14 protein-coding genes are annotated in these 17,599 nt (G+C 71.7%); 5 read left to right on the top strand and 9 right to left on the bottom strand.

What is annotated here, in order from left to right; genetic code table 11:
* Positions 1–15: 15 nt before the first annotated feature.
* The 3 genes from J8M51_RS19625 to J8M51_RS19635 all read left to right on the top strand — a co-directional run bounded on the left by J8M51_RS19625 (position 16) and on the right by J8M51_RS19635 (position 4,241).
* Complete coding sequence (locus J8M51_RS19625; protein WP_086760463.1) at positions 16–864, top strand: 3-hydroxyacyl-CoA dehydrogenase family protein; 849 nt, start codon at positions 16–18, stop codon at positions 862–864.
* Positions 865–1,062: 198 nt separating this feature from the next.
* Positions 1,063–1,386 carry an STAS domain-containing protein gene (locus tag J8M51_RS19630; protein ID WP_033526497.1) on the top strand — a complete coding sequence of 108 codons (324 nt, stop codon included), beginning with the start codon at positions 1,063–1,065 and terminating at the stop codon, positions 1,384–1,386.
* Positions 1,387–1,682: 296 nt separating this feature from the next.
* Positions 1,683–4,241 (top strand): ATP-binding protein, encoded by a 2,559-nt coding sequence (locus J8M51_RS19635; protein WP_086760464.1) that lies wholly within the window; start codon positions 1,683–1,685, stop codon positions 4,239–4,241.
* Positions 4,242–4,323: 82 nt separating this feature from the next.
* On the opposite strand, the gene nucS is transcribed toward J8M51_RS19635, so the two are convergent.
* The gene (nucS, locus tag J8M51_RS19640; protein WP_086760466.1) at positions 4,324–4,995 is read right to left on the bottom strand and encodes an endonuclease NucS; all 672 of its coding nucleotides are present in this window, start codon (positions 4,993–4,995) and stop codon (positions 4,324–4,326) included.
* Between the two features lie 347 nt (positions 4,996–5,342).
* Between nucS and J8M51_RS19645 the strand changes: the two genes are divergently transcribed.
* Positions 5,343–5,735: an SCO5389 family protein gene (locus tag J8M51_RS19645; RefSeq protein ID WP_086760468.1), complete on the top strand. Its 393-nt coding sequence runs from the start codon at positions 5,343–5,345 to the stop codon at positions 5,733–5,735.
* Between the two features lie 89 nt (positions 5,736–5,824).
* Here J8M51_RS19645 and J8M51_RS19650 read toward each other — a convergent pair whose 3' ends face one another.
* Complete coding sequence (locus J8M51_RS19650; RefSeq protein ID WP_086760469.1) at positions 5,825–6,853, bottom strand: LLM class flavin-dependent oxidoreductase; 1,029 nt, start codon at positions 6,851–6,853, stop codon at positions 5,825–5,827.
* 221 nt (positions 6,854–7,074) lie between these two features.
* Between J8M51_RS19650 and J8M51_RS19655 the strand changes: the two genes are divergently transcribed.
* On the top strand, positions 7,075–7,425 hold the full coding sequence (locus J8M51_RS19655) for an ATP/GTP-binding protein (protein ID WP_086760471.1): 351 nt from the start codon (positions 7,075–7,077) through the stop codon (positions 7,423–7,425).
* 69 nt (positions 7,426–7,494) lie between these two features.
* On the opposite strand, the gene J8M51_RS19660 is transcribed toward J8M51_RS19655, so the two are convergent.
* From J8M51_RS19660 to mce, 7 genes are all read right to left on the bottom strand, one after another.
* Positions 7,495–8,361: an ABC transporter permease subunit gene (locus tag J8M51_RS19660; RefSeq protein WP_086760473.1), complete on the bottom strand. Its 867-nt coding sequence runs from the start codon at positions 8,359–8,361 to the stop codon at positions 7,495–7,497.
* Positions 8,358–9,623, bottom strand: coding sequence for an ATP-binding cassette domain-containing protein (locus J8M51_RS19665; RefSeq protein ID WP_267299343.1), 1,266 nt, complete (start codon positions 9,621–9,623; stop codon positions 8,358–8,360). Before J8M51_RS19665 ends, J8M51_RS19660 begins: the two co-directional genes overlap by 4 nt.
* A 158-nt stretch (positions 9,624–9,781) precedes the next feature.
* Positions 9,782–10,552 (bottom strand): ABC transporter permease, encoded by a 771-nt coding sequence (locus J8M51_RS19670; RefSeq protein WP_086760590.1) that lies wholly within the window; start codon positions 10,550–10,552, stop codon positions 9,782–9,784.
* A gap of 1 nt (position 10,553) precedes the next feature.
* A complete protein-coding gene (locus J8M51_RS19675; RefSeq protein WP_256965874.1) occupies positions 10,554–11,534 on the bottom strand; it encodes an ABC transporter ATP-binding protein in 981 nt (326 codons plus the stop codon).
* A 180-nt stretch (positions 11,535–11,714) separates the two neighbouring features.
* The gene (locus tag J8M51_RS19680; protein WP_013000631.1) at positions 11,715–12,653 is read right to left on the bottom strand and encodes a coiled-coil domain-containing protein; all 939 of its coding nucleotides are present in this window, start codon (positions 12,651–12,653) and stop codon (positions 11,715–11,717) included.
* Between the two features lie 258 nt (positions 12,654–12,911).
* Positions 12,912–16,763, bottom strand: coding sequence for a polarized growth protein Scy (gene scy / locus J8M51_RS19685; protein ID WP_086760588.1), 3,852 nt, complete (start codon positions 16,761–16,763; stop codon positions 12,912–12,914).
* A 262-nt stretch (positions 16,764–17,025) separates the two neighbouring features.
* On the bottom strand, positions 17,026–17,466 hold the full coding sequence (gene mce / locus J8M51_RS19690) for a methylmalonyl-CoA epimerase (protein ID WP_086760586.1): 441 nt from the start codon (positions 17,464–17,466) through the stop codon (positions 17,026–17,028).
* Positions 17,467–17,599: the final 133 nt, after the last annotated feature.

Raw genomic sequence — 17,599 nt, forward strand, 5'->3', positions numbered from 1 at the left:
CAGGGGAGTCGCACAGTGACACGGAAGCTCGCCGTCATCGGAGCCGGGCTCATGGGGTCCGGGATCGCCCAGGTCTCCGCGCAGGCGGGCTGGGACGTCGTCCTGCGCGATGTCACCGACGAGGCGCTCAACCGTGGCATCGGCTCCATCAGCGCGTCGTACGACAGGTTCGTGGGCAAGGGGAAGTTGGCGGCCGAGGACGCCGAGGCGGCGCTGGGGCGGATCACCGCCACCACCGACCTCGACGCGGCGGCCGACGCGGACATCGTCGTCGAGGCGGTGTTCGAGAAGCTCGAAGTGAAGCACGAGATCTTCCGGGCGCTCGACAAGGTCGTCCGCGAGGACGCCGTGCTCGCCTCGAACACCTCCGCCATCCCGATCACCAAGATCGCGGCGGCCACCGAGCGGCCCGAGCGGGTCGTCGGCGTCCACTTCTTCTCACCGGTGCCGATGATGCAGCTGTGCGAACTGGTCCGCGGCTACAAGACGAGTGACGAGACGCTCGCCACCGCACGGGAGTTCGCCGAGTCGGTCGGCAAGACCTGCATCGTCGTCAACCGCGATGTCGCCGGCTTCGTGACGACCCGTCTCATCTCCGCCCTGGTCGTCGAGGCGGCGAAGCTGTACGAGTCGGGCGTCGCCACCGCCGAGGACATCGACCTCGCCTGCAAGCTGGGCTTCGGCCACGCGATGGGACCGCTGGCCACGGCCGACCTGACGGGCGTCGACATCCTGCTGCACGCCACCGGCAACATCTACACCGAGTCCCAGGACGAGAAGTTCGCCCCGCCGGAGCTGATGCGCCGGATGGTGGACGCCGGTGACATCGGACGCAAGAGCGGGCAGGGCTTCTACACCTACTGACGCGGACCCGGCGGACGCCGGCACACGCGTCACGGGCGGCCCTTCCCACGCATGTGAACGCATGAGCCTCTCCGGCCTCACCCCTTGAGGTGAATTCGGTATCGGTTCGCTCACAGACGGCAACCTGTCGGTGTCAAACACCGTCAGACGTTGCACACCCATCACACGGAGTACGAGACGCACTCACGGGGAGCGCTTATGTACATCAGGGGCGACCACGCCGAGCTGGTCGTCGGGGGCCGCCTCGACGTACGCAGCGCGGCGGACGCCCGTACGGTCCTGCACTCGGCCGTCGACGACGGAGCCGGCGACCTGGTGCTCGACCTGTCAGAGCTGGACTCCTGGGACGCCACCGGACTCGGGGTGATCATGGGAGCCCACCGGCGGGCGGGACGGTGCGGGCGGCGGCTGGTGCTGCGCGATGTGCCACCGCAGATGCAGCGGCTGCTCGTGGCCACCCGGCTGCACCGCATCCTGGCGATCGAGGGCGGTATCGGTCTGGAGTCGTTGCCCAGAGTGTGAACGCGTGTACGGGCCCGTACGTATGGCTCTGTGTGTGCGGGCCACCCTGAAGATCACCTGCGCGTCACCTGGGGACCATGGGGGCGAAACGCACCACACGGCCAATCCTCATGAGACTGTGACGTCTCGGACGGCGCGGGACCCCGGACTGTCGGAGATACTGTGCGAAGGTTTAGGGTTCGGCTGCCCGCTGCCAGCTACCCTCACGCGGGTTCCGGACCAGAAGCGACAGCGCGGTGTGCGACACGGCCGGGAGGGGCTCCAGCACACGAGACGCTTTTGGGGGGCTAGAACCGATGGACCCGAACACCCGGGGACCCGAAGAGTACGGCCATGACGACGGTCACACGCCGAACAAGCGATCGGCGCGTGACGCGCTGACGCAGGACTTCGACCGGCACGCCCCGGCACTCGCCCGCACCGTCCAACTCGTCTCGGGCGACTTCCTGCTCACCGTCAACCCGGTCGACGGCAGCGAGATCGAGAACTGCCCACCGGGCGAACTGCCTGGTCAGCCCGTGAAGCATCTGCCCTCCGAGCGCACGGCACTCGACCGCGCCGCCCGGCCGCCGGTGCCCCCGGGCCCCTCACTGCCCCGGCTGCCCCTGCTCCACCGCGGCGACGAGCGGGAGCGGCTCGTACGGCTCCTCGCGCGCGGCCGCTCCGTCCGCCTCAGCGGAGCCGCCGGTTCCGGCCGGACCACCCTCCTCGACGCCGTCGCCGAGGACTGCGCGGACCTGGCACCCGACGGTGTCGTCCGGCTGAGCGGTTTCCGGCGCACGGTCGACGACCTGTTGTACGAACTGTTCGCAGCCGTGTACAGCACACCCCTGTTCCGGCCCGGCCGGCAGCAGATGCTCGACATCGTGCGGGACATCGGTGCCGTCGTCGTCCTGGACGACCTGGAGTTCGGCGGGATCGCCCTCGACGAACTGCTCGACGCCACCCCCGAGTGCGCCTTCCTCATCGGAGCCACCCCCGACGTCCCCCTGCCGTCCGCCGACGCTCCCCTGGAGGAGATCGTCCTCGGCGGCTTCGACCGGGCCGGCAGCGAACAGCTGCTGGAGCGGGCCGTCGGCCGGGTGCTCACCGAGGACGAGTCGAACTGGGCCGGTGACCTCTGGTTCGAGTCCGAGGGCCTGCCGCTGCGCTTCACCCAGGCCGGGGCCCTGCTCAGGCAGCGGGACCGGCAGCGGGCCGGTGTGGACGCCGTCGACGAGTTCGGCGTCTTCCAGGACGCGCCGCCCGTGGACGCCCCCTTCGACGCGTCCTTCGACACCCCCGCCGACGCCGTCCCGGGCGAGAACGACATCCCCCTGCCCTCCCTCGCCGAGGGCGCCGCGCCCGCCGCGCTGCTCGCCTCCCGGCTGAGCGCCTCCGCCCGCGAGACCCTCCGGTTCGCCGTCACGCTCGGCGGCGAGGTCCCGCACCAGGCCCATCTGCCCGCCCTCGTCGGCGACACCCACGCCGACGCGGCCCTCGGCGAGCTGGTCGGCTGCGCCCTGGTGACCCCCGTCGGCGCCCGCTACCGGCTCGCCGCCGGGGTTCGGACCCAGCTGGTGGCCGCCGGATACGCCGACGACACCGGGACGCGCGCCCACGCCGCCGCCCAGCACTACGCCTGGTGGGCGGGCCACCCCTCGGTCACCCCCGAGCGGGTCTCGGCCGAGGCGGACGCCGTCCTGGCCGCCCTCACCGCACTGGTCCCGGCGACGGTGCCGGTCGGCGAGGACGAGGAGAGCGCCGCCGTGGTGCTGGCCAGGCAGGCCGCGCCCGCGTTCGCGGCGGGGCTGTCCTGGAGCGCCTGGGAGCGGGCGCTGCGGGCCGGCGCGGAGGCGGCGGGGCTCGCCGGTGAGACCGCCGAGCAGGCCTACTTCCACCATGAGCTGGGCGTCCTCGCGCTCTGCTCCGGACAGCTGGAGCGGGCCCGGGCCGAGCTGGAGGCCTCCATCGGGCTGCGCAACGTCCTCGCCGACAAGCGCGGCACCGTCGCCGGACGCCGGGCCCTCGCCCTGGTCGCCGACCGCTCCGGGGCGACACCGCCCGGCGGGCGCACGGCTGCGGGGGAGGAGGTCCCGGACGCCCGGCACGAGGAGTCGGCGTCCCCGCCCGGGGGAGTGCCGTCCGCGTACACGCCGACGGGCTTCGGCGCGGTCGGGTTCGGCGGGAACGGCTCGGGGGCCATGGGGCCGGGTGCGGCGGGCGTACCCCCGGAGAGCGGTGAGACGACGCTGGTCGGCCATCGTCCGGGGTCCGGCGCGCCCGCGCACAAGGCCGGCGGGATCAAGGGCGTCATAGGCAGCGCCCGGCGCAACCTGGTGGCCGTGGGGGCGGGTGCGCTGCTCGCCGCGGTCTTCGGCACGGTCGTGACCCTCGGCGCGACCTCCGACGGCAACGGCAACGGCCCCGCGGACAAGGTCGGCGTCAACCCCTCGGCGAGCGAGGGCGTCGACGACGGCGGCCTCGTCGCGGACCGCCCCAAGGCCGGCGACGACGACAACACCCCGGGCGCCGTCCCCGAGCCGACCGACCCGGGCCCGGACGGCTCGTTCGGCACGTCGGACGACCCGACGCCGACGGATTCGGCGGGGCCGACGGACGATCCGAGCGGCACGAAGGAGCCGACCAGGTCGCCGTCCCCGTCCCCCTCGAAGTCGACCAAGCCGACCCCGTCGCAGTCCGAGTCGGAGTCGTCGTCCCCGTCGCCCTCCCAGTCGGCGTCGGAGTCGGCGAGCCCCAGCCCGTCGGACCCGCCGACTCCGTCGCTGACTCCACCGGACGACACGAACACGATGAGTGCCCCGGCCTCCAGCTCACCCGCCGACTCCGGCGCCCCGGCCGAAACCGTGGCCTGACGCGAAAGCGGTCCGGCGGTGCCGAACCCCGAGAAGGGTTCGGCCCCGCCGGACCGTCGCCGTTCGAGCGGGACGCGGCCCCTCAGAACAGCCGGAGCTTGTCGTCCTCGATGCCGCGCATGGCGTCGTAGTCGAGGACGGTGCAGCCGATGCCGCGGTCGGTGGCGAGGACGCGGGCCTGGGGCTTGATCTCCTGGGCGGCGAAGACACCGCGGACCGGCGCGAGGTGCGGGTCGCGGTTCAACAGCTCCAGATAGCGCGTCAGCTGCTCGACGCCGTCGATCTCACCACGCCGCTTGATCTCGACCGCGACGGTCGCGCCCTCGGCGTCCCGGCACAGGATGTCGACGGGCCCGATGGCGGTCATGTACTCACGGCGGATGAGCGTGTAGCCCTCGCCGAGGGTCTCGATGCGGTCGGCCAGCAGCTCCTGGAGGTGCGCCTCCACGCCGTCCTTGATCAGACCGGGGTCGACACCGAGTTCGTGCGAGGAGTCGTGGAGGACCTCCTCCATCGTGATGATGAGCTTCTCGCCCGCCTTGTTGACGACGGTCCAGACGCCCTCCTCGTCCCCGGACCCCTCCTTCAGAGTGCAGGGCGGCGACATCCAGTTGAGGGGCTTGTAGGCCCGGTCGTCCGCGTGGATCGAGACGCTGCCGTCCGCCTTCACCAGGATCAGACGGGGAGCCGAGGGAAGATGGGCGGTGAGCCGGCCCGCGTAGTCGACGGAGCAGCGGGCAATGACGAGACGCATGGTCGGCAACGCTACTCGACGCCGACGGGTGCGCGCGATTCGACCTCCGGAAGTGCCCCGCGCGGGGCCCGGCCCCGCCCGATGACCGTCGCCCTCCGTCACGTTCCCGCGCCTCTCACCGGGGCCTTCTCCGTCCTCCGGCATGTGCCGCTGTCAACTCCTGTTCGGCATTGGCTGATTGTGTGCGTCGGGCGCCTTGTCGGTGCGCGCAATCTCCTGGTGCGGTCACGTTCGGTTGCTTACCGTAGAAACTGGAGGTCGCGAAGCGTGCACTCTGCGTGTTCGCCCACCGGTCTCCGACCCTGTCCGTCAACCCCTGTTGTTGTGGGGGTGCGAGAGGAGAACCCATGTCGCTCGACGTCTCACCGGCCCTACTCGAACAGGCCGAGCGAGGCGAGGTCGACGAAGCCGCCTTCGTCGACTGCGTCCGGACCTCCCTGCCTTTTGCGTGGGAGATGATCAGCTCTTTGGTGGCCCAGCTGAAGGTCGACGGCGGAGAGTTCGCCGACAACCAGACGCCGCCGCCGGACGAGCAGGCACGCGGGCAGCTGCTGCGCGCGCTCGCCAGTGACGCGATTCGCGGCGCGCTGCAGCGGCACTTCGGTGTACGGCTGGCCTTCCAGAACTGCCACCGGGTGGCGGTGTTCCCACTGGACCCGTCCGTGGACGACAGGCTGGCCCGCTTCACCTCGATCCGCGGCCAACTCCTCAACCAGTCCCCGGAACTCCGGGACTGCTGAGGTCGTGACGCAGCACGGCTTGCCGCTCCAACCGCGGGAGGTGCATCAGTAAGCGGGGCGGCAAGCCCCCCGGCATGAAACGGCGTGGCTCAGCCGAGGTGAGGCAGCACCTCGGCACCGAGTCGCCGTACGTTCTCCTCCGTCGCCGCCAGATCGCCGGAGCCCTCGACGAGCAGCGCGAAGCGGGAGATGCCCGTCCGCTCGCTGGTGGCCGCGAGCCGGTCGGCGCACAGCCGGGGGGTCCCCACCGGGTGGAGTCCGCAGAGCAGTTCGGTGTACGCCAGCGGGTCCCGCATGGCGCGGGCGCGGCCGTCGACCGTCACATGGGCGTCGAGGCCCTGCTTCAGCCAGCCCGGCATCGCCTTGGTGAGCGCCTCCACGGCGTCGGTGCGCCGGTCCGCGATCTGGCAGACACCGGCCGAGACATGGGCCGCGCCGGAGATCTCCTCCGGTGAACGGCCCGCCGCCCGGGCGCACTTGCGCCACAGCGCGACCATCTCGGCCTTCTCCTCGTCCCCGACGTGCATCCCGAGGAGCATCGACAGCCCGCGCTCGGCGGCCAGCCGTACGCTCGTCGGCGAGGTGCAGGCGACGACGACCTCGGGTCCGGGTGTCTCGTCCAGATCCTCGGCGGGCCGGGGTACGACCGGGACCTCACGGAAGCTGAATCGTTCCCCCGACGCCGAGACCGAGGGCTCCCGCAGCCAGCGCACCAGCAGATCGAGTGATTCCGGGAACCCCTTCTCGTACGCGTCCAGTCCGGTGCCGAAGACCTCCAGATCGACCCAGGGGCCGCCGCGTCCGACGCCCAGCGTGAAGCGTCCGCCGGAGGTCATGTGCAGCAGGGCGGCCTGTTCGCCCAGGGCCACGGGGTGGACGGTCGGCAGCACGCTGACCGCGGTGCCGACGCGGATGCGCCGGGTGCGTCCCAGCAGTAACGCGGCGAGGGTGATCGCCGACGGGCAGGTGCCGTACGGCACGAAGTGGTGCTCGGCCAGCCAGACCGCGTCCAGACCGGCCTCGTCGGCCACTTCCGCCGTCCGTACCGCCCGGTGGAGCGCCTCCCCCTGGCCCTGGCCGGGGAACTGGGCGCCCAGTACAAATGTTCCTACGTGCATCGCTCTTCCTGCTTCCTCGGCTCCGACTCGGGAGCTCCCCCACCGGCATAACCGCATGACACGTGCCGAAGTCACGGCCTGGCGGCGAGATTTGCCGATTGTCTGCAGAATGGGCCGGGCGGAGGGCGATCTGAGCGGATTGATGACGTACGCGTACCCCCACCGGGCCCGCGTAGGCTGGACACCAACCCTGCTCCCTGTATAGCCCCGTGAGGTGTCCCGTGTCCCCGCGTCGCAACCGTCCCAAGGGCAGTGACTCGTCGGGCTCGTCGGGTTCGTCAGGCCGCGGTGCGGAGGAGGACCGGTCGGACCGCTACGGCGGCTGGCAGACCAGCGAGCCCTGGCAGGGCGAGGAGTGGAGCGTGCGGCATGTGGCGGGCGCGAGCGCGGTCGGCAAGACCTACCGCTGCCCCGGCTGCGACCAGATGATCGCCTCGGGGGTGCCGCATGTCGTCGCCTGGCCCGAGCACTCGGGCGTCGACGAGCGCCGGCACTGGCACAAGGCCTGCTGGAACGCGAAGGACCGCCGCACCTCGCGGGTGCAGCGGTCCCGTAACGCGCCGAGGTTCTGAACCCCGAGGCCCTCGCGCTCATACGGCCCTCGCGCTCATACGGCCCTCGCGCTCATCAGGCCTTCGCGCTCACACGTCCCGCTGCTCCAGCAGGGCGTACGAGCCGACGAACGCCGCCGCCACCAGACCGAGCATGATCCACAGCGGCTCCCAGCCGGACGGGCCGGACTGGCTGATCTCCGCGCCGTAGAAGACGCTGAGCTGGCTCGGGATCGAGTACTCCAGCAGGAATTCCTGGACGTCCTTCAGCGACTCCGAGAACATGAAGATCGCGATGACCAGCGGGGCGAGGAAGACACCGAGCATGAGGGTGATCGCGCCCGCCGAGTGCCGGATCAGCGAGCCCATCAGCAGCGCCAGCAGCCCGAACAGCGCGAGGAACAGGCTCACGCCGACGGTCGCCTTGAACCACTCCTCGGCCTCGGGGCTCACCACGCCGTTGCCCTCCAGGATCGCCGCCTGGGCGAAACCGACGAACGCGGTGGTGACCAGGGTGACCGTGAAGGTGAGCGCGAAGAACACGATCGCCTTCGCGAGCAGCACCCGGCCGCGGCTCGGGCACGCGGTCATCGTGGTCCGGATCATCCCCGTGCCGTACTCGGACGCGGTGGTCAGCACGCCGAGCGTGATGACGCAGACGCTGCCGAGCATCACCCCGAACAGCCCGAGGCCGAGCGGGGACTCGCCCTCCAGGTTCATGTCCGTGGACGAGGCGATCAGGGCGAACAGCAGACCGAGCCCGACCACCAGGACGACGAAGACACCCAGCGTCCACATCGTCGAGCGGACCGACTTGATCTTCGTCCACTCGGAGGCGAGCGCGTGCCCGAGGTGGGTGCGCACCACCGGGATCGGTGAGGTGTACGAAGTGCCCGGCGCGCCCTGCCAGGTGGGAGCGGGCGGCTGCTGGGTGAGGGGCGGCTGGGGCGTGCTCATCGGGCGTCCTCGGACTTCGTCAGGTCGGCGGCGGGCGCGGCGGCCGGTGCGGCGGGAGCGGCCGGAGCCGGGGCCGGTGCGGCGGCGGGCTGCGCGGGGGCCTGGGGCGCGACCGGGGGCGCGGCCTGGGCGTACGGGTTCGGCTGGGGCTGCGCGGGCGCCGGAGCGCCGTACGGACCGGCCGGCGGCTGGCCCTGGGGGACCGGCTGGCCCTGCGGCGCGTACGGCTGCCCGCCGTGCTGCGGGGCGGGCGGGGCGTACCAGCCCGGCTGGCCCTGTCCGGGCACCGGCATCGGCGGCTGCGCGCCGGGCGGCAGCGGCTGCTGGAGTCCGGCCTTCTGGTCGGCCGTGGAGCGGTAGTCGACGGCGTTCTGCGTCATCCGCATGTACGCCTCCTCCAGCGAGGCCTGGTGCGGCGACAGCTCCCACAGCCGTACGTCGGCGCCGTGCGCGAGGTCGCTGATCCGCGGCAGCGGCAGCCCCATGACACGCAGTGCCCCGTCCTGCTCGGGCAGCACCTGGCCGCCCGCCTCGGTGAGCGCCGCCGACAGCTTCTCGCGCTGCTGCGGCTCGGTGTCCGGCGTCCGCACCCGCGCGAAGTCGGCGGAGTTCGCCGAGATGAAGTCCTTGATGCTCATGTCGGAGAGCAGCTGCCCGCGCCCGATCACGATGAGGTGGTCGGCGGTCAGCGCCATCTCGCTCATCAGGTGCGAGGAGACGAAGACCGTACGGCCCTCGGCGGCCAGCGCCTTCATCAGATTGCGGACCCAGAGGATGCCCTCGGGGTCGAGGCCGTTGACCGGCTCGTCGAAGAGCAGCACCTGGGGGTCGCCGAGCAGGGCGGCGGCGATGCCGAGCCGCTGGCCCATGCCGAGCGAGAAGCCCTTGGAACGCTTCTTCGCCACGTCCTGGAGGCCGACGACGCCCAGCACCTCGTCCACCCGGCGGGCCGGGATGCCCGACAGCTGGGCCAGCGACAGCAGATGGTTGCGGGCGTGCCGGCCGCCGTGCACCGCCTTGGCGTCGAGGAGGGCGCCGACCTGCCGGGCCGCGTTCGGCAGCTTGCGGTACGGGTAGCCGCCGATCGTCACCTGCCCGGAGGTGGGGTTGTCCAGGCCGAGGATCATGCGCATCGTCGTCGACTTGCCCGAGCCGTTGGGCCCGAGGAAGCCGGTGACGGCCCCCGGCCGCACCTGGAAGGAAAGGTTGTACACGGCCGTCTTGGCGCCATAGCGCTTCGTCAGGCCGACTGCCTCGATCATGCTCCGCACCCATCGAACGGTTCGTGACGTCTCGGAATCGTCTCAGGACGTCGGGGCGCACGCCCCCGTAAGGATTAGGAGCTTATCCGGGCGTTGACGGTTCCGGCCAAGAGGAAGTAAAACCGCGCAGGTCACCGGGTGACCGACTTGGCATGTACTCACGCGTCGCGTTTCCTCAGCATCAGATACCCGCCGAGCAGGGCCGCCACCACCCACAGCGCCATGACGGCAAGGCCGCCCCAGGGGCCGTAGGGGGTGTCGTCGTCGACCGGGGTGACCACCTGCATGATCTTGCTGCCGGCCTGGTCCGGCAGATAGCGGCCCACCTTCTCGGTGGCGCTGACATTGCCCAGGATGGTGGAGATCAGGAAGAAGAACGGCATCAGGATGCCGAGCGACAGCATCGGGCTGCGCAGCATCACCGCCACGCCCATCGAGAACATCGCGATGAGGGTCATGTAGAGCCCGCCGCCGAAGACCGCCCGCAGGACGCCCGGGTCGCCGATCTCGGCCCGGTGCGAGCCGAGCATCGCCTGTCCCAGGAAGAACGTCACGAAGCTGGTCGCGAGCCCCACCACGAAGGCGAGGGCGGTGGCCACCGCGATCTTGCTGAAGAGGAACGTGCCGCGCTGCGGGACCGCGGCCAGCGAGGTCCGGATCATGCCGGTGCTGTACTCGTTCGACACCACCAGCACCCCGAACACGATCATCGCCAGCTGCCCGAGGGTCATGCCCGCGAAGCTGATGAACGTCGGGTCGAAGGAGAGCCGGTCGTCGCGGCTCAGATTGTCGAACTCGTTCTTCGACAGCAGGGAGATCAGCACACCGAGCGCGATCGTGACGACCCCGGCCAGTGACAGCGTCCACACCGTGGACGCCACCGAACGGATCTTCGTCCACTCGGAGCGGACGACCTGGGCGGTGGCCATGTCAGCCCTCCCGCTTCCAGCCGGCGCCCCACGCGGGGGCGGGCTCGGGGGCCGGGACCGGGCCCGTGGCCGGGGTCCCGTCGTGCGCGTGGTACTCCACCGACTCGGCCGTCAGCCGCATGAACGCCTCCTCCAGCGAGGCCTGTTGGGGGCTCAGCTCGTGCAGCACCAGCTGCCGCCGGGCCGCCAGCTCTCCGATCTGCTCGGCCTTTCCGCCGTCCACCTCCAGCGCCCCGTCGCCCGACTCCACGGCCGTCACCCCGGCCGCGTGCAGCGCGTCGAGCAGCTGCTCGCGCTGCGGGGTGCGAATACGTACGTACGACCGGGAGTTCTGCCGGATGAACTCCGCCATCGAGGTGTCGGCGAGCAGCCGGCCCTGGCCGATGACGACGAGGTGTTCGGCGGTCAGGGCCATCTCGCTCATCAGATGGGACGAGACGAACACGGTCCGGCCCTGCGAGGCGAGGGACTTCATCAGGTTCCGGATCCAGTGGATGCCCTCGGGGTCGAGGCCGTTGACCGGTTCGTCGAACATCAGAATGCGGGGGTCGCCGAGGAGCGCGCCGGCGATCCCGAGCCGCTGCCCCATGCCGAGCGAGAATCCCTTGGCCTTCTTCCGGGCGACCGAGGTCAGTCCGACGGTGTCCAGCACCTCGTGCACCCGGGCCCGGGGGATGCCGTTGCTCTGCGCGAGACACAGCAGGTGGTTGAAGGCGCTGCGGCCGCCGTGCACGGCCTTGGCGTCCAGCAGCGCGCCGATGCAGGTGAGCGGGTCCCGCAGGCCGTCGTAGTGCGTCCCGTCGATCCGTACGTCCCCCGCCGTCGGGCGGTCCAGCCCCAGGATCATCCGCATCGTCGTCGACTTCCCGGCCCCGTTCGGGCCCAGAAAGCCGGTCACCGTCCCGGGCCGCACGGCGAAGGTCAGATTGTTCACCGCCACCTTCTCGCCGTACCGCTTGGTCAGCCCGTCGAGCTCGATCATGCGGCCACGCTAGAACGAGGCCCGGGGGCCTGCCACCGGAGTACCGACGACCACGGTCCGGCACTCTCCTCCCGACCGCCCGCGGCCGGCGGGGCCCGGAACGCCGAAGACCCGCGCCCCCCGAAGGGGAGACGCGGGTCTTCGGCTGCCTCGTCCGGCTGCTGCCGTCAGGCGGCCGTGTTACCGGGACTGCTGCGCCGGCACCCCACGCGAGATCGGCTCGTCGTCGGTGACCGGCGTGCCCGCGGCGGCGACGGCCGCGCCCGTGAGCGTCGCCAGCATCTCGCGCACGTTGGTGAGCTGCGCGTTGATCGAGTCGCGACGGTTGGTGAGCGCCGCCAGCTCCCGCTCGGATTCCGAACGGATGCGGTCCGCCTTGGCGTTCGCGTCCGCGACGATGTCCTCGGCCTGACGCTGCGCGGTCTCCACCGTCTGGCGGGCGCGGCGCTCGGCGTCGGTGCGCAGCTTCTCGGCCTCCAGCCGCAGCTGCTCCGCGCGGTGCTCGATCTCCGCGAGACGCTTCTCGGCCTTCTGCTGACGCGACGCCAGGTCGCGCTCGGACTGCTCGCGGCGCTTGGCGAGGTTCGTCTCGAAGTCGGCGGCGGCCTGCGCGGCCTTGGCGCGGGTCTCCTCGAAGAGGGCGTCCGCCTCCTCGCGCTTGGACTGCGCGTCCTTCTGCGCCTCGGCACGCAGCTGCGACGCGTCGCTCTTGGCCTTCTCGACGATCCGGACGCCCTCGTCCTCGGCCTTGGCCTTGCGCTCCGCGGAGAAGGACTCGGCGTCGTTGCGCACCTGCTGGGCCGCGGACTCGGCCAGCTCGCGGTGCTGCTCGGCGGCGCGGCGGGCCTCCTCGCGCAGGTCCTTCGCCTCCTCCTCGGCGAGGCGGAGGATCTTCTCGACGCGCGCGCCGAGACCCGCGTACGACGGCTCGGCGTCGGTCACGGCGGCCTGGGCGTTCTGCGTTTCGAGGTGAAGCTCCTCGATGCGCTTTTCCAGAGCGGTGATGCGGGCGAGAGCGGAGTCACGGTCGGAGACGAGCTTGGAGATACGTTCGTCCACCTGAGCGCGGTCGTATCCACGCCGCACAAGCTCGAAGCCGTAGGGGGAAGTGTCGCTCATGGGGTTCCTGTCGAATGAGACCGGTGAGGTGATAGGTGGAATCCTAGGGGGCGAAGCGGCGTGTCATCGAGCAGATGCACGTTTGATCTGGAGAATGACACCCCTTTTGAGTGGCCGACCATCGGAATACTTGCCAGAAACTTTGCGTAAAGGCCCTGGAAGCACAGACGGCACAGATGGCAAGCACAGAACGAGCACAAAATGGTGTCCGTAGTGCCGGGGGCGGCGCGGGAAGATACCCGCAACGCCCCGGCACCGCTAGCCGTCTGACGACTTGCCACCCGAACGAGTCGCACCTGCCGTGGCACCCGTCTTGACTCCACCGTCCTTGCCGCCCGACGGGGCCTCAAAAGACTCCAACGCCACCAGGACGTCCTGGACACGGGAAATCTCCGCATTGATGTCCTCGCGGCGGCGGACCAGCACCTCCAGCTCGCGCTTGCCCTCCTCGACCGTGCGCCGCGCCTCGCGGATCGCCTCGGCCTTCAGCTCCTCGGCCTCACGGACGAGCGTGGACTTCTTCTGCTCGGCCTCCTTCAGGAGACCCTCCGCCTTCTTCACCGCGGCGATACGGACCTTGCCCGCCTCGGAGTTGGCCTCGGAAACGATCTCCTTGGCCTTCGTCGTGGCCTTCTCCAGCTGTTCCTCGGCGGCCTTGATGAGCGCGTCACAACGGTCGCCGGTGGATTTCATGGTCTCGGCGGCCTCACGGCGGGCCCGGGTGTGCAAGGCCTCGATCTCGGCGGTGATCCGGTCCCGCAGCTCCTCGGCCCGCTCCCTTATGGCGGTCGCGTCCCGGCGCGCCCCGACCAGCAATTCGTCGGCGTCCGTACGGGCCTGCTCCACCGTGGAGTTGCCCTCGACGGTCGCCTCGGAGATCAGCCGGTCGGCCTCCTTGCGGGCCGCGCCCACCATGGAGTCGGCCTGCCCCTCGGCGTCCGCGGTGGTCTGCAGGGCCTGCGTCTGCGCCTCGGTGAGCAGCTTGTCGGCCTCGGCAGCCGTCTCCGAGATGAGCTTGTCGACCTGCTCGGCGGCCTCGGAACGCCGCTTGTTGGCGTCCTTGCGGGCTCCGTCGAGGGTGTTGTCGGCCTCCTCGCGGGCGTGCGCCATGAGCCGGTCGGCCTCCGCCTCCGCCTCCGACCGCGCCCGCTGGGCGTCGGCCCGGACCCGCTCGGCGTGCTGCTGTGCCGAGCCCACGGTCTCGGCGGCCTCGGCGCGCAGCCGCTCGGCCTCGTCGGTCGCCTCGCCGACCAGCCGGTCGGCCTGCGCGACGGACTCGGCCCGGACCCGCTCGGCCTCCTCGTTGGTCTCCCGCGTCAGCCGCTCCGCCTCGGCCGTCACCTCGGTGATCAGGGTGTCGGCCTGGGTGGCGGCGTCCGACCGCATGCGGTTGGCGTCCTCGCGGGCCTCCGCCCGGGTGCGCGAGGCGTCCTGGTCGGCCCGCGCGACGGTGTCCGAGGCCTCGGTGCGCACCCGCTGGGCGTGGTCGGAGGCGTCGCCGCGGATGCGCTCGGCCTCGGCGATGGCCTCCGCGACCGTGCGCTCGGCGAGCGACTTGGCGGCGTCCGTCTCGTCCCGGGCGTCACGGCGCACCCGGTTGGCGTCCTCGGTGGCCCGCTCCCGCTCCGCGTAGGCGTCGGCGCGGACCCGGTCGGACTCCTCCTCGGCCTCCCGGCGCATCCGGTCCGCCACGTGCTCGGCCGTGTTGCGCAGCCCGGCGATCTCCTCCTGGGCCTGCTCGTGCAGCCCGGCGACGGAGTCCCGCACCTGCTGGGCGTGGGTCTCGGCCGCCGACACCATCTCGCCGGCCCGCCGCTCGGCCTCCTCGACCAGCCGTACGGCCTCGGTCTGGGCCTCCTCCACGCGCTTGCGCGCCGAGGCCAGCAGCTCCTCGCTCTGCTCCCGGGCCCGCAGCCGCTCCTGGTCGGCCTCCTGGCGGGCGGAACCGAGCAGGTCCTCGGCCTCGCGGCGACGCCGGGCGGCCTCCTCCTGCGCGGCGGCCAGCGTCTCCGAGGCCTCCGCGGCGAGCCGCTCGGCCGCGGCCTGCGCCTCCGCGCGGACCCGGTCGGCGGTGTCCTGCGCCTCGGACTTCAGCCGCTCCGCCTCGGCCGCGGCGTCCGACCGCAGCCGTACGGCGACGGCCTCGCCCTCGGCGCGGGACGCGGACGCGTCGGACGCGGCCTCGTCCCGCAGCCGCTCGGCCTCGGCCTCGGCCTGCGCCTGGAGCGTGCGGATGCGCTCGGCGGCCTCGGAACGCAGCCGGTCGCTCTCCTCGCCGGCCTCCCGGCGGATCCGTTCGGCCTCGGCGCGGGCGTCGGTGAGCGCCTCCTCGGCGGACGCCAGCCGGGACTCGGCCTCGGTGTGCAGCCGGGTCAGCTCCTCGGCCGCCTCGGCCTTGCGGGTCTCGACCCCGCGCTCGGTCTCCTCGCGCAGCTCCTGGGCGGCGCGCTCGGCCTCGGCCTTGAGCTCCTCGGTCTGCTCGGCGGCCTCCGCGCGGTACCGCTCGGCCTCCTTGCGGGTGCGCTCCAGCGTCTCCTCGGCCTGACGGCGCAGCGTCGACGCGCGTTCGATGGCCTCGGTGCGGACCTTCTCGCTGTCCGCGGTGGCCGTCTGCCGCATCTCGTCGGCGTCCGTGCGCGCCTTGGCGAGCAGCTCCTCGGCGGTCTTGGCCGCCTCCTCGATCTGCTGGACGGCCTCGCGGCGGGCCTCGGAGCGGATCCGCTCGCCCTCGGCGACCGCGTCGGAGCGCAGCTGCTCGGCCTCGCCGCGCAGCCGGCGCGCCTCCTCCTGCAGCTCGACCGTCTTGGCGCGGTACTCCTCGGTGTCGTCCTTCGCCGTGCCCTTGAGCTGTTCGGCGAGGTCGTGGGCCTCGGCGCGCAGCCGGTCCGCCTCCGCCTCGGCCTCCGAGCGGATCCGCTCGGCCTCCTCTATGGCGGCCTTGGTGGTGCTGCGGGCCTCCTCGGACGCCTTGTTCAGCACGTCCTCGGCGGTCTTGGCGGTCTTGGCGAGCGCGGAGGCGGACTCCTCCGCGGTGATCGAACGGGCCTTCTCGGAGGCCTCGGCGACGATCTTCTCGGCCTCCGCCTTGGCGTCGGCGACGACCTCCTCGGCGGACGCCTTGGTGGCCTCGGCCTCCTTGGTGGCCTCCTCGACCAGCCGGGCGACCTGCTCCTTCGCCGTACGCGTGCGCTGCTCGTTGGTCGACTCGGCGCCGGCGACCGACTTGGCCGCGTTCTCCTTCGCCTCCGTGACCAGCTTCTCGGCCTCGGCGCGCGCCTCGCGCAGCGCCGTCTCGGCCTCCGTCATCCGCTGCTCGGCGGTCCGGCTCAGCTCGGAGGCCTGGCGGCGGGCGGAGTCCGACTCGGTGGCGGTGGAGGAGCGCAGCTGCTCGGCGTGGTCGGTGGCCTCCTGGGCCTGGGTGGACGCCGCGTTCAGCAGCCGCTCGGCCTCGGCGCGGGCCCGGCGCAGGATCTGGTCGGCCTCGCCGCGGGCGGCCTCGGAGTCGCTCTGGAGCCGCTGGCGCGCCTCGGTGGCGAGCCGCTCGGCCTCGGCACGGGCGGCGGCGAGCGCCTGCTCGGCCTCCGCGCGGGACTCGTCGACGAGCCGGCGGGCCTGGGACTCGCTGCGGGCGCGCAGCTGCTCGGCCCACGCCACGTTCTCGTTGACGTGCGACTCGACCGTCTGGCGGCGCTCGGACAGCTCCTGGTCGAGCTGCTGGCGGCGGGTGACCGCCTCCTGGTGCAGCTCCGCCTGGAGCCGCGCTGCCTGCTCGGCGTGCTCCTGGAGGATCCGCTGGGTCTGCGCCCTGGCCTGGCTCAGCTCCCGCTCGGCGTCCGTCCGCAGCTGGTCGGCCTGCATCTGCGCCTGGCGGAGCATCTGCTCGGCCTGGTACCCGAGATCGCCGCCGCTGTCGTAGGCGGGCCGGGACATGAGGGTGCGGCGCGCCTCGTGCAGCTTGGCGCGCAGCACCTCGACCTGGTAGCCGAGGTCCTCGGCGTGCTGGATCGCCTTTTCCCGCTCGGTCTTCAGCCGCTCCATCTCGGCCTCGAACCGAGAGAGGTGGTCGACGTCAGCCGCCGGCTCTCGCTCCTGGCGTTCGTAGCCCCGCACTGCGCGGTCCCATCCGTCCCCTGGTCGCAACCTCTGGCAAACGAGCTCCGTCCAACCGCCGAACGGTGCCCCCGGGGAATGGTGTCAGATCAACGGCGGAGCACGGGCTGCCGCCCTCACCCTCGTCCCCCGGCCCTGGGACAGCCGCTGATGGATCGCCGCGGTGCCCCTGGATCCCACTCGTCGGAAGGCGGCAGGACCCGGACCGTCACCCTGAAAGGGGACGGCCGACCCCAACCCTACCGGCCCATATGTACGGGGGTCAGTGCTCAGGTGACTCAACTGGCGCCGAAGTGACCAGTTCTGTCAGTACGCCATGACAATCCTTGGGGTGCAGAAACGTGATCCGTGACCCCATGGAACCGACTCGCGGCTCCTCGTACAGGACGCGTACGCCCTTGTCCTTGATCGCGGCCGCCTCGCCGTCGACATCCGCCGTACCGAAGGCGATGTGGTGGACGCCCTCGCCGTTCTTGGCCAGCCACTTCGCGACCGTGGAGTCCTCGCGGGTGGGCTCCAGGAGCTGCAGGTAGGAGGCGCCCCCGTCGTCCGTGGCGTTGATCCTGAGCATGGCCTCGCGCACGCCCTGCTCCTCGTTGACCTCGGAGTGGTACACCTCGAAGCCGTAGGTGGCCCGGTAGAACTCGACGGTGGCGTCGAGGTCGAAACAGGCGATCCCGATGTGGTCGATTCGCGTCAGCATGGAGTCAGTGCAGCGCTCATACGGCGGTTACGCAACGTGCGCGCGATCACACCGACGGCCCGGTGACGGCACGGAGTGCCACTCAGTACATTCGAAGTAAACCCTCGTTCACTCACTCCTCGGCCGTGCAGGC

The sequence above is a fragment of the Streptomyces griseiscabiei genome, assembly GCF_020010925.1.
Taxonomy (GTDB): Bacteria; Actinomycetota; Actinomycetes; order Streptomycetales; family Streptomycetaceae; genus Streptomyces; species Streptomyces griseiscabiei.

What these genes read in the sequence shown, in the direction of transcription:
- J8M51_RS19645 (WP_086760468.1), top strand. Translation starts at nt 5,343, where the DNA reads ATGTCGCTCGACGTCTCACCGGCCCTACTCGAACAGGCCGAGCGAGGC.
- J8M51_RS19635 (WP_086760464.1), top strand. Translation starts at nt 1,683, where the DNA reads ATGGACCCGAACACCCGGGGACCCGAAGAGTACGGCCATGACGACGGT.
- J8M51_RS19675 (WP_256965874.1), bottom strand. Translation starts at nt 11,534, where the DNA reads ATGATCGAGCTCGACGGGCTGACCAAGCGGTACGGCGAGAAGGTGGCG.
- J8M51_RS19630 (WP_033526497.1), top strand. Translation starts at nt 1,063, where the DNA reads ATGTACATCAGGGGCGACCACGCCGAGCTGGTCGTCGGGGGCCGCCTC.
- nucS (WP_086760466.1), bottom strand. Translation starts at nt 4,995, where the DNA reads ATGCGTCTCGTCATTGCCCGCTGCTCCGTCGACTACGCGGGCCGGCTC.
- J8M51_RS19680 (WP_013000631.1), bottom strand. Translation starts at nt 12,653, where the DNA reads ATGAGCGACACTTCCCCCTACGGCTTCGAGCTTGTGCGGCGTGGATAC.
- J8M51_RS19660 (WP_086760473.1), bottom strand. Translation starts at nt 8,361, where the DNA reads ATGAGCACGCCCCAGCCGCCCCTCACCCAGCAGCCGCCCGCTCCCACC.
- mce (WP_086760586.1), bottom strand. Translation starts at nt 17,466, where the DNA reads ATGCTGACGCGAATCGACCACATCGGGATCGCCTGTTTCGACCTCGAC.
- J8M51_RS19670 (WP_086760590.1), bottom strand. Translation starts at nt 10,552, where the DNA reads ATGGCCACCGCCCAGGTCGTCCGCTCCGAGTGGACGAAGATCCGTTCG.
- J8M51_RS19665 (WP_267299343.1), bottom strand. Translation starts at nt 9,623, where the DNA reads ATGATCGAGGCAGTCGGCCTGACGAAGCGCTATGGCGCCAAGACGGCC.
- J8M51_RS19650 (WP_086760469.1), bottom strand. Translation starts at nt 6,853, where the DNA reads ATGCACGTAGGAACATTTGTACTGGGCGCCCAGTTCCCCGGCCAGGGC.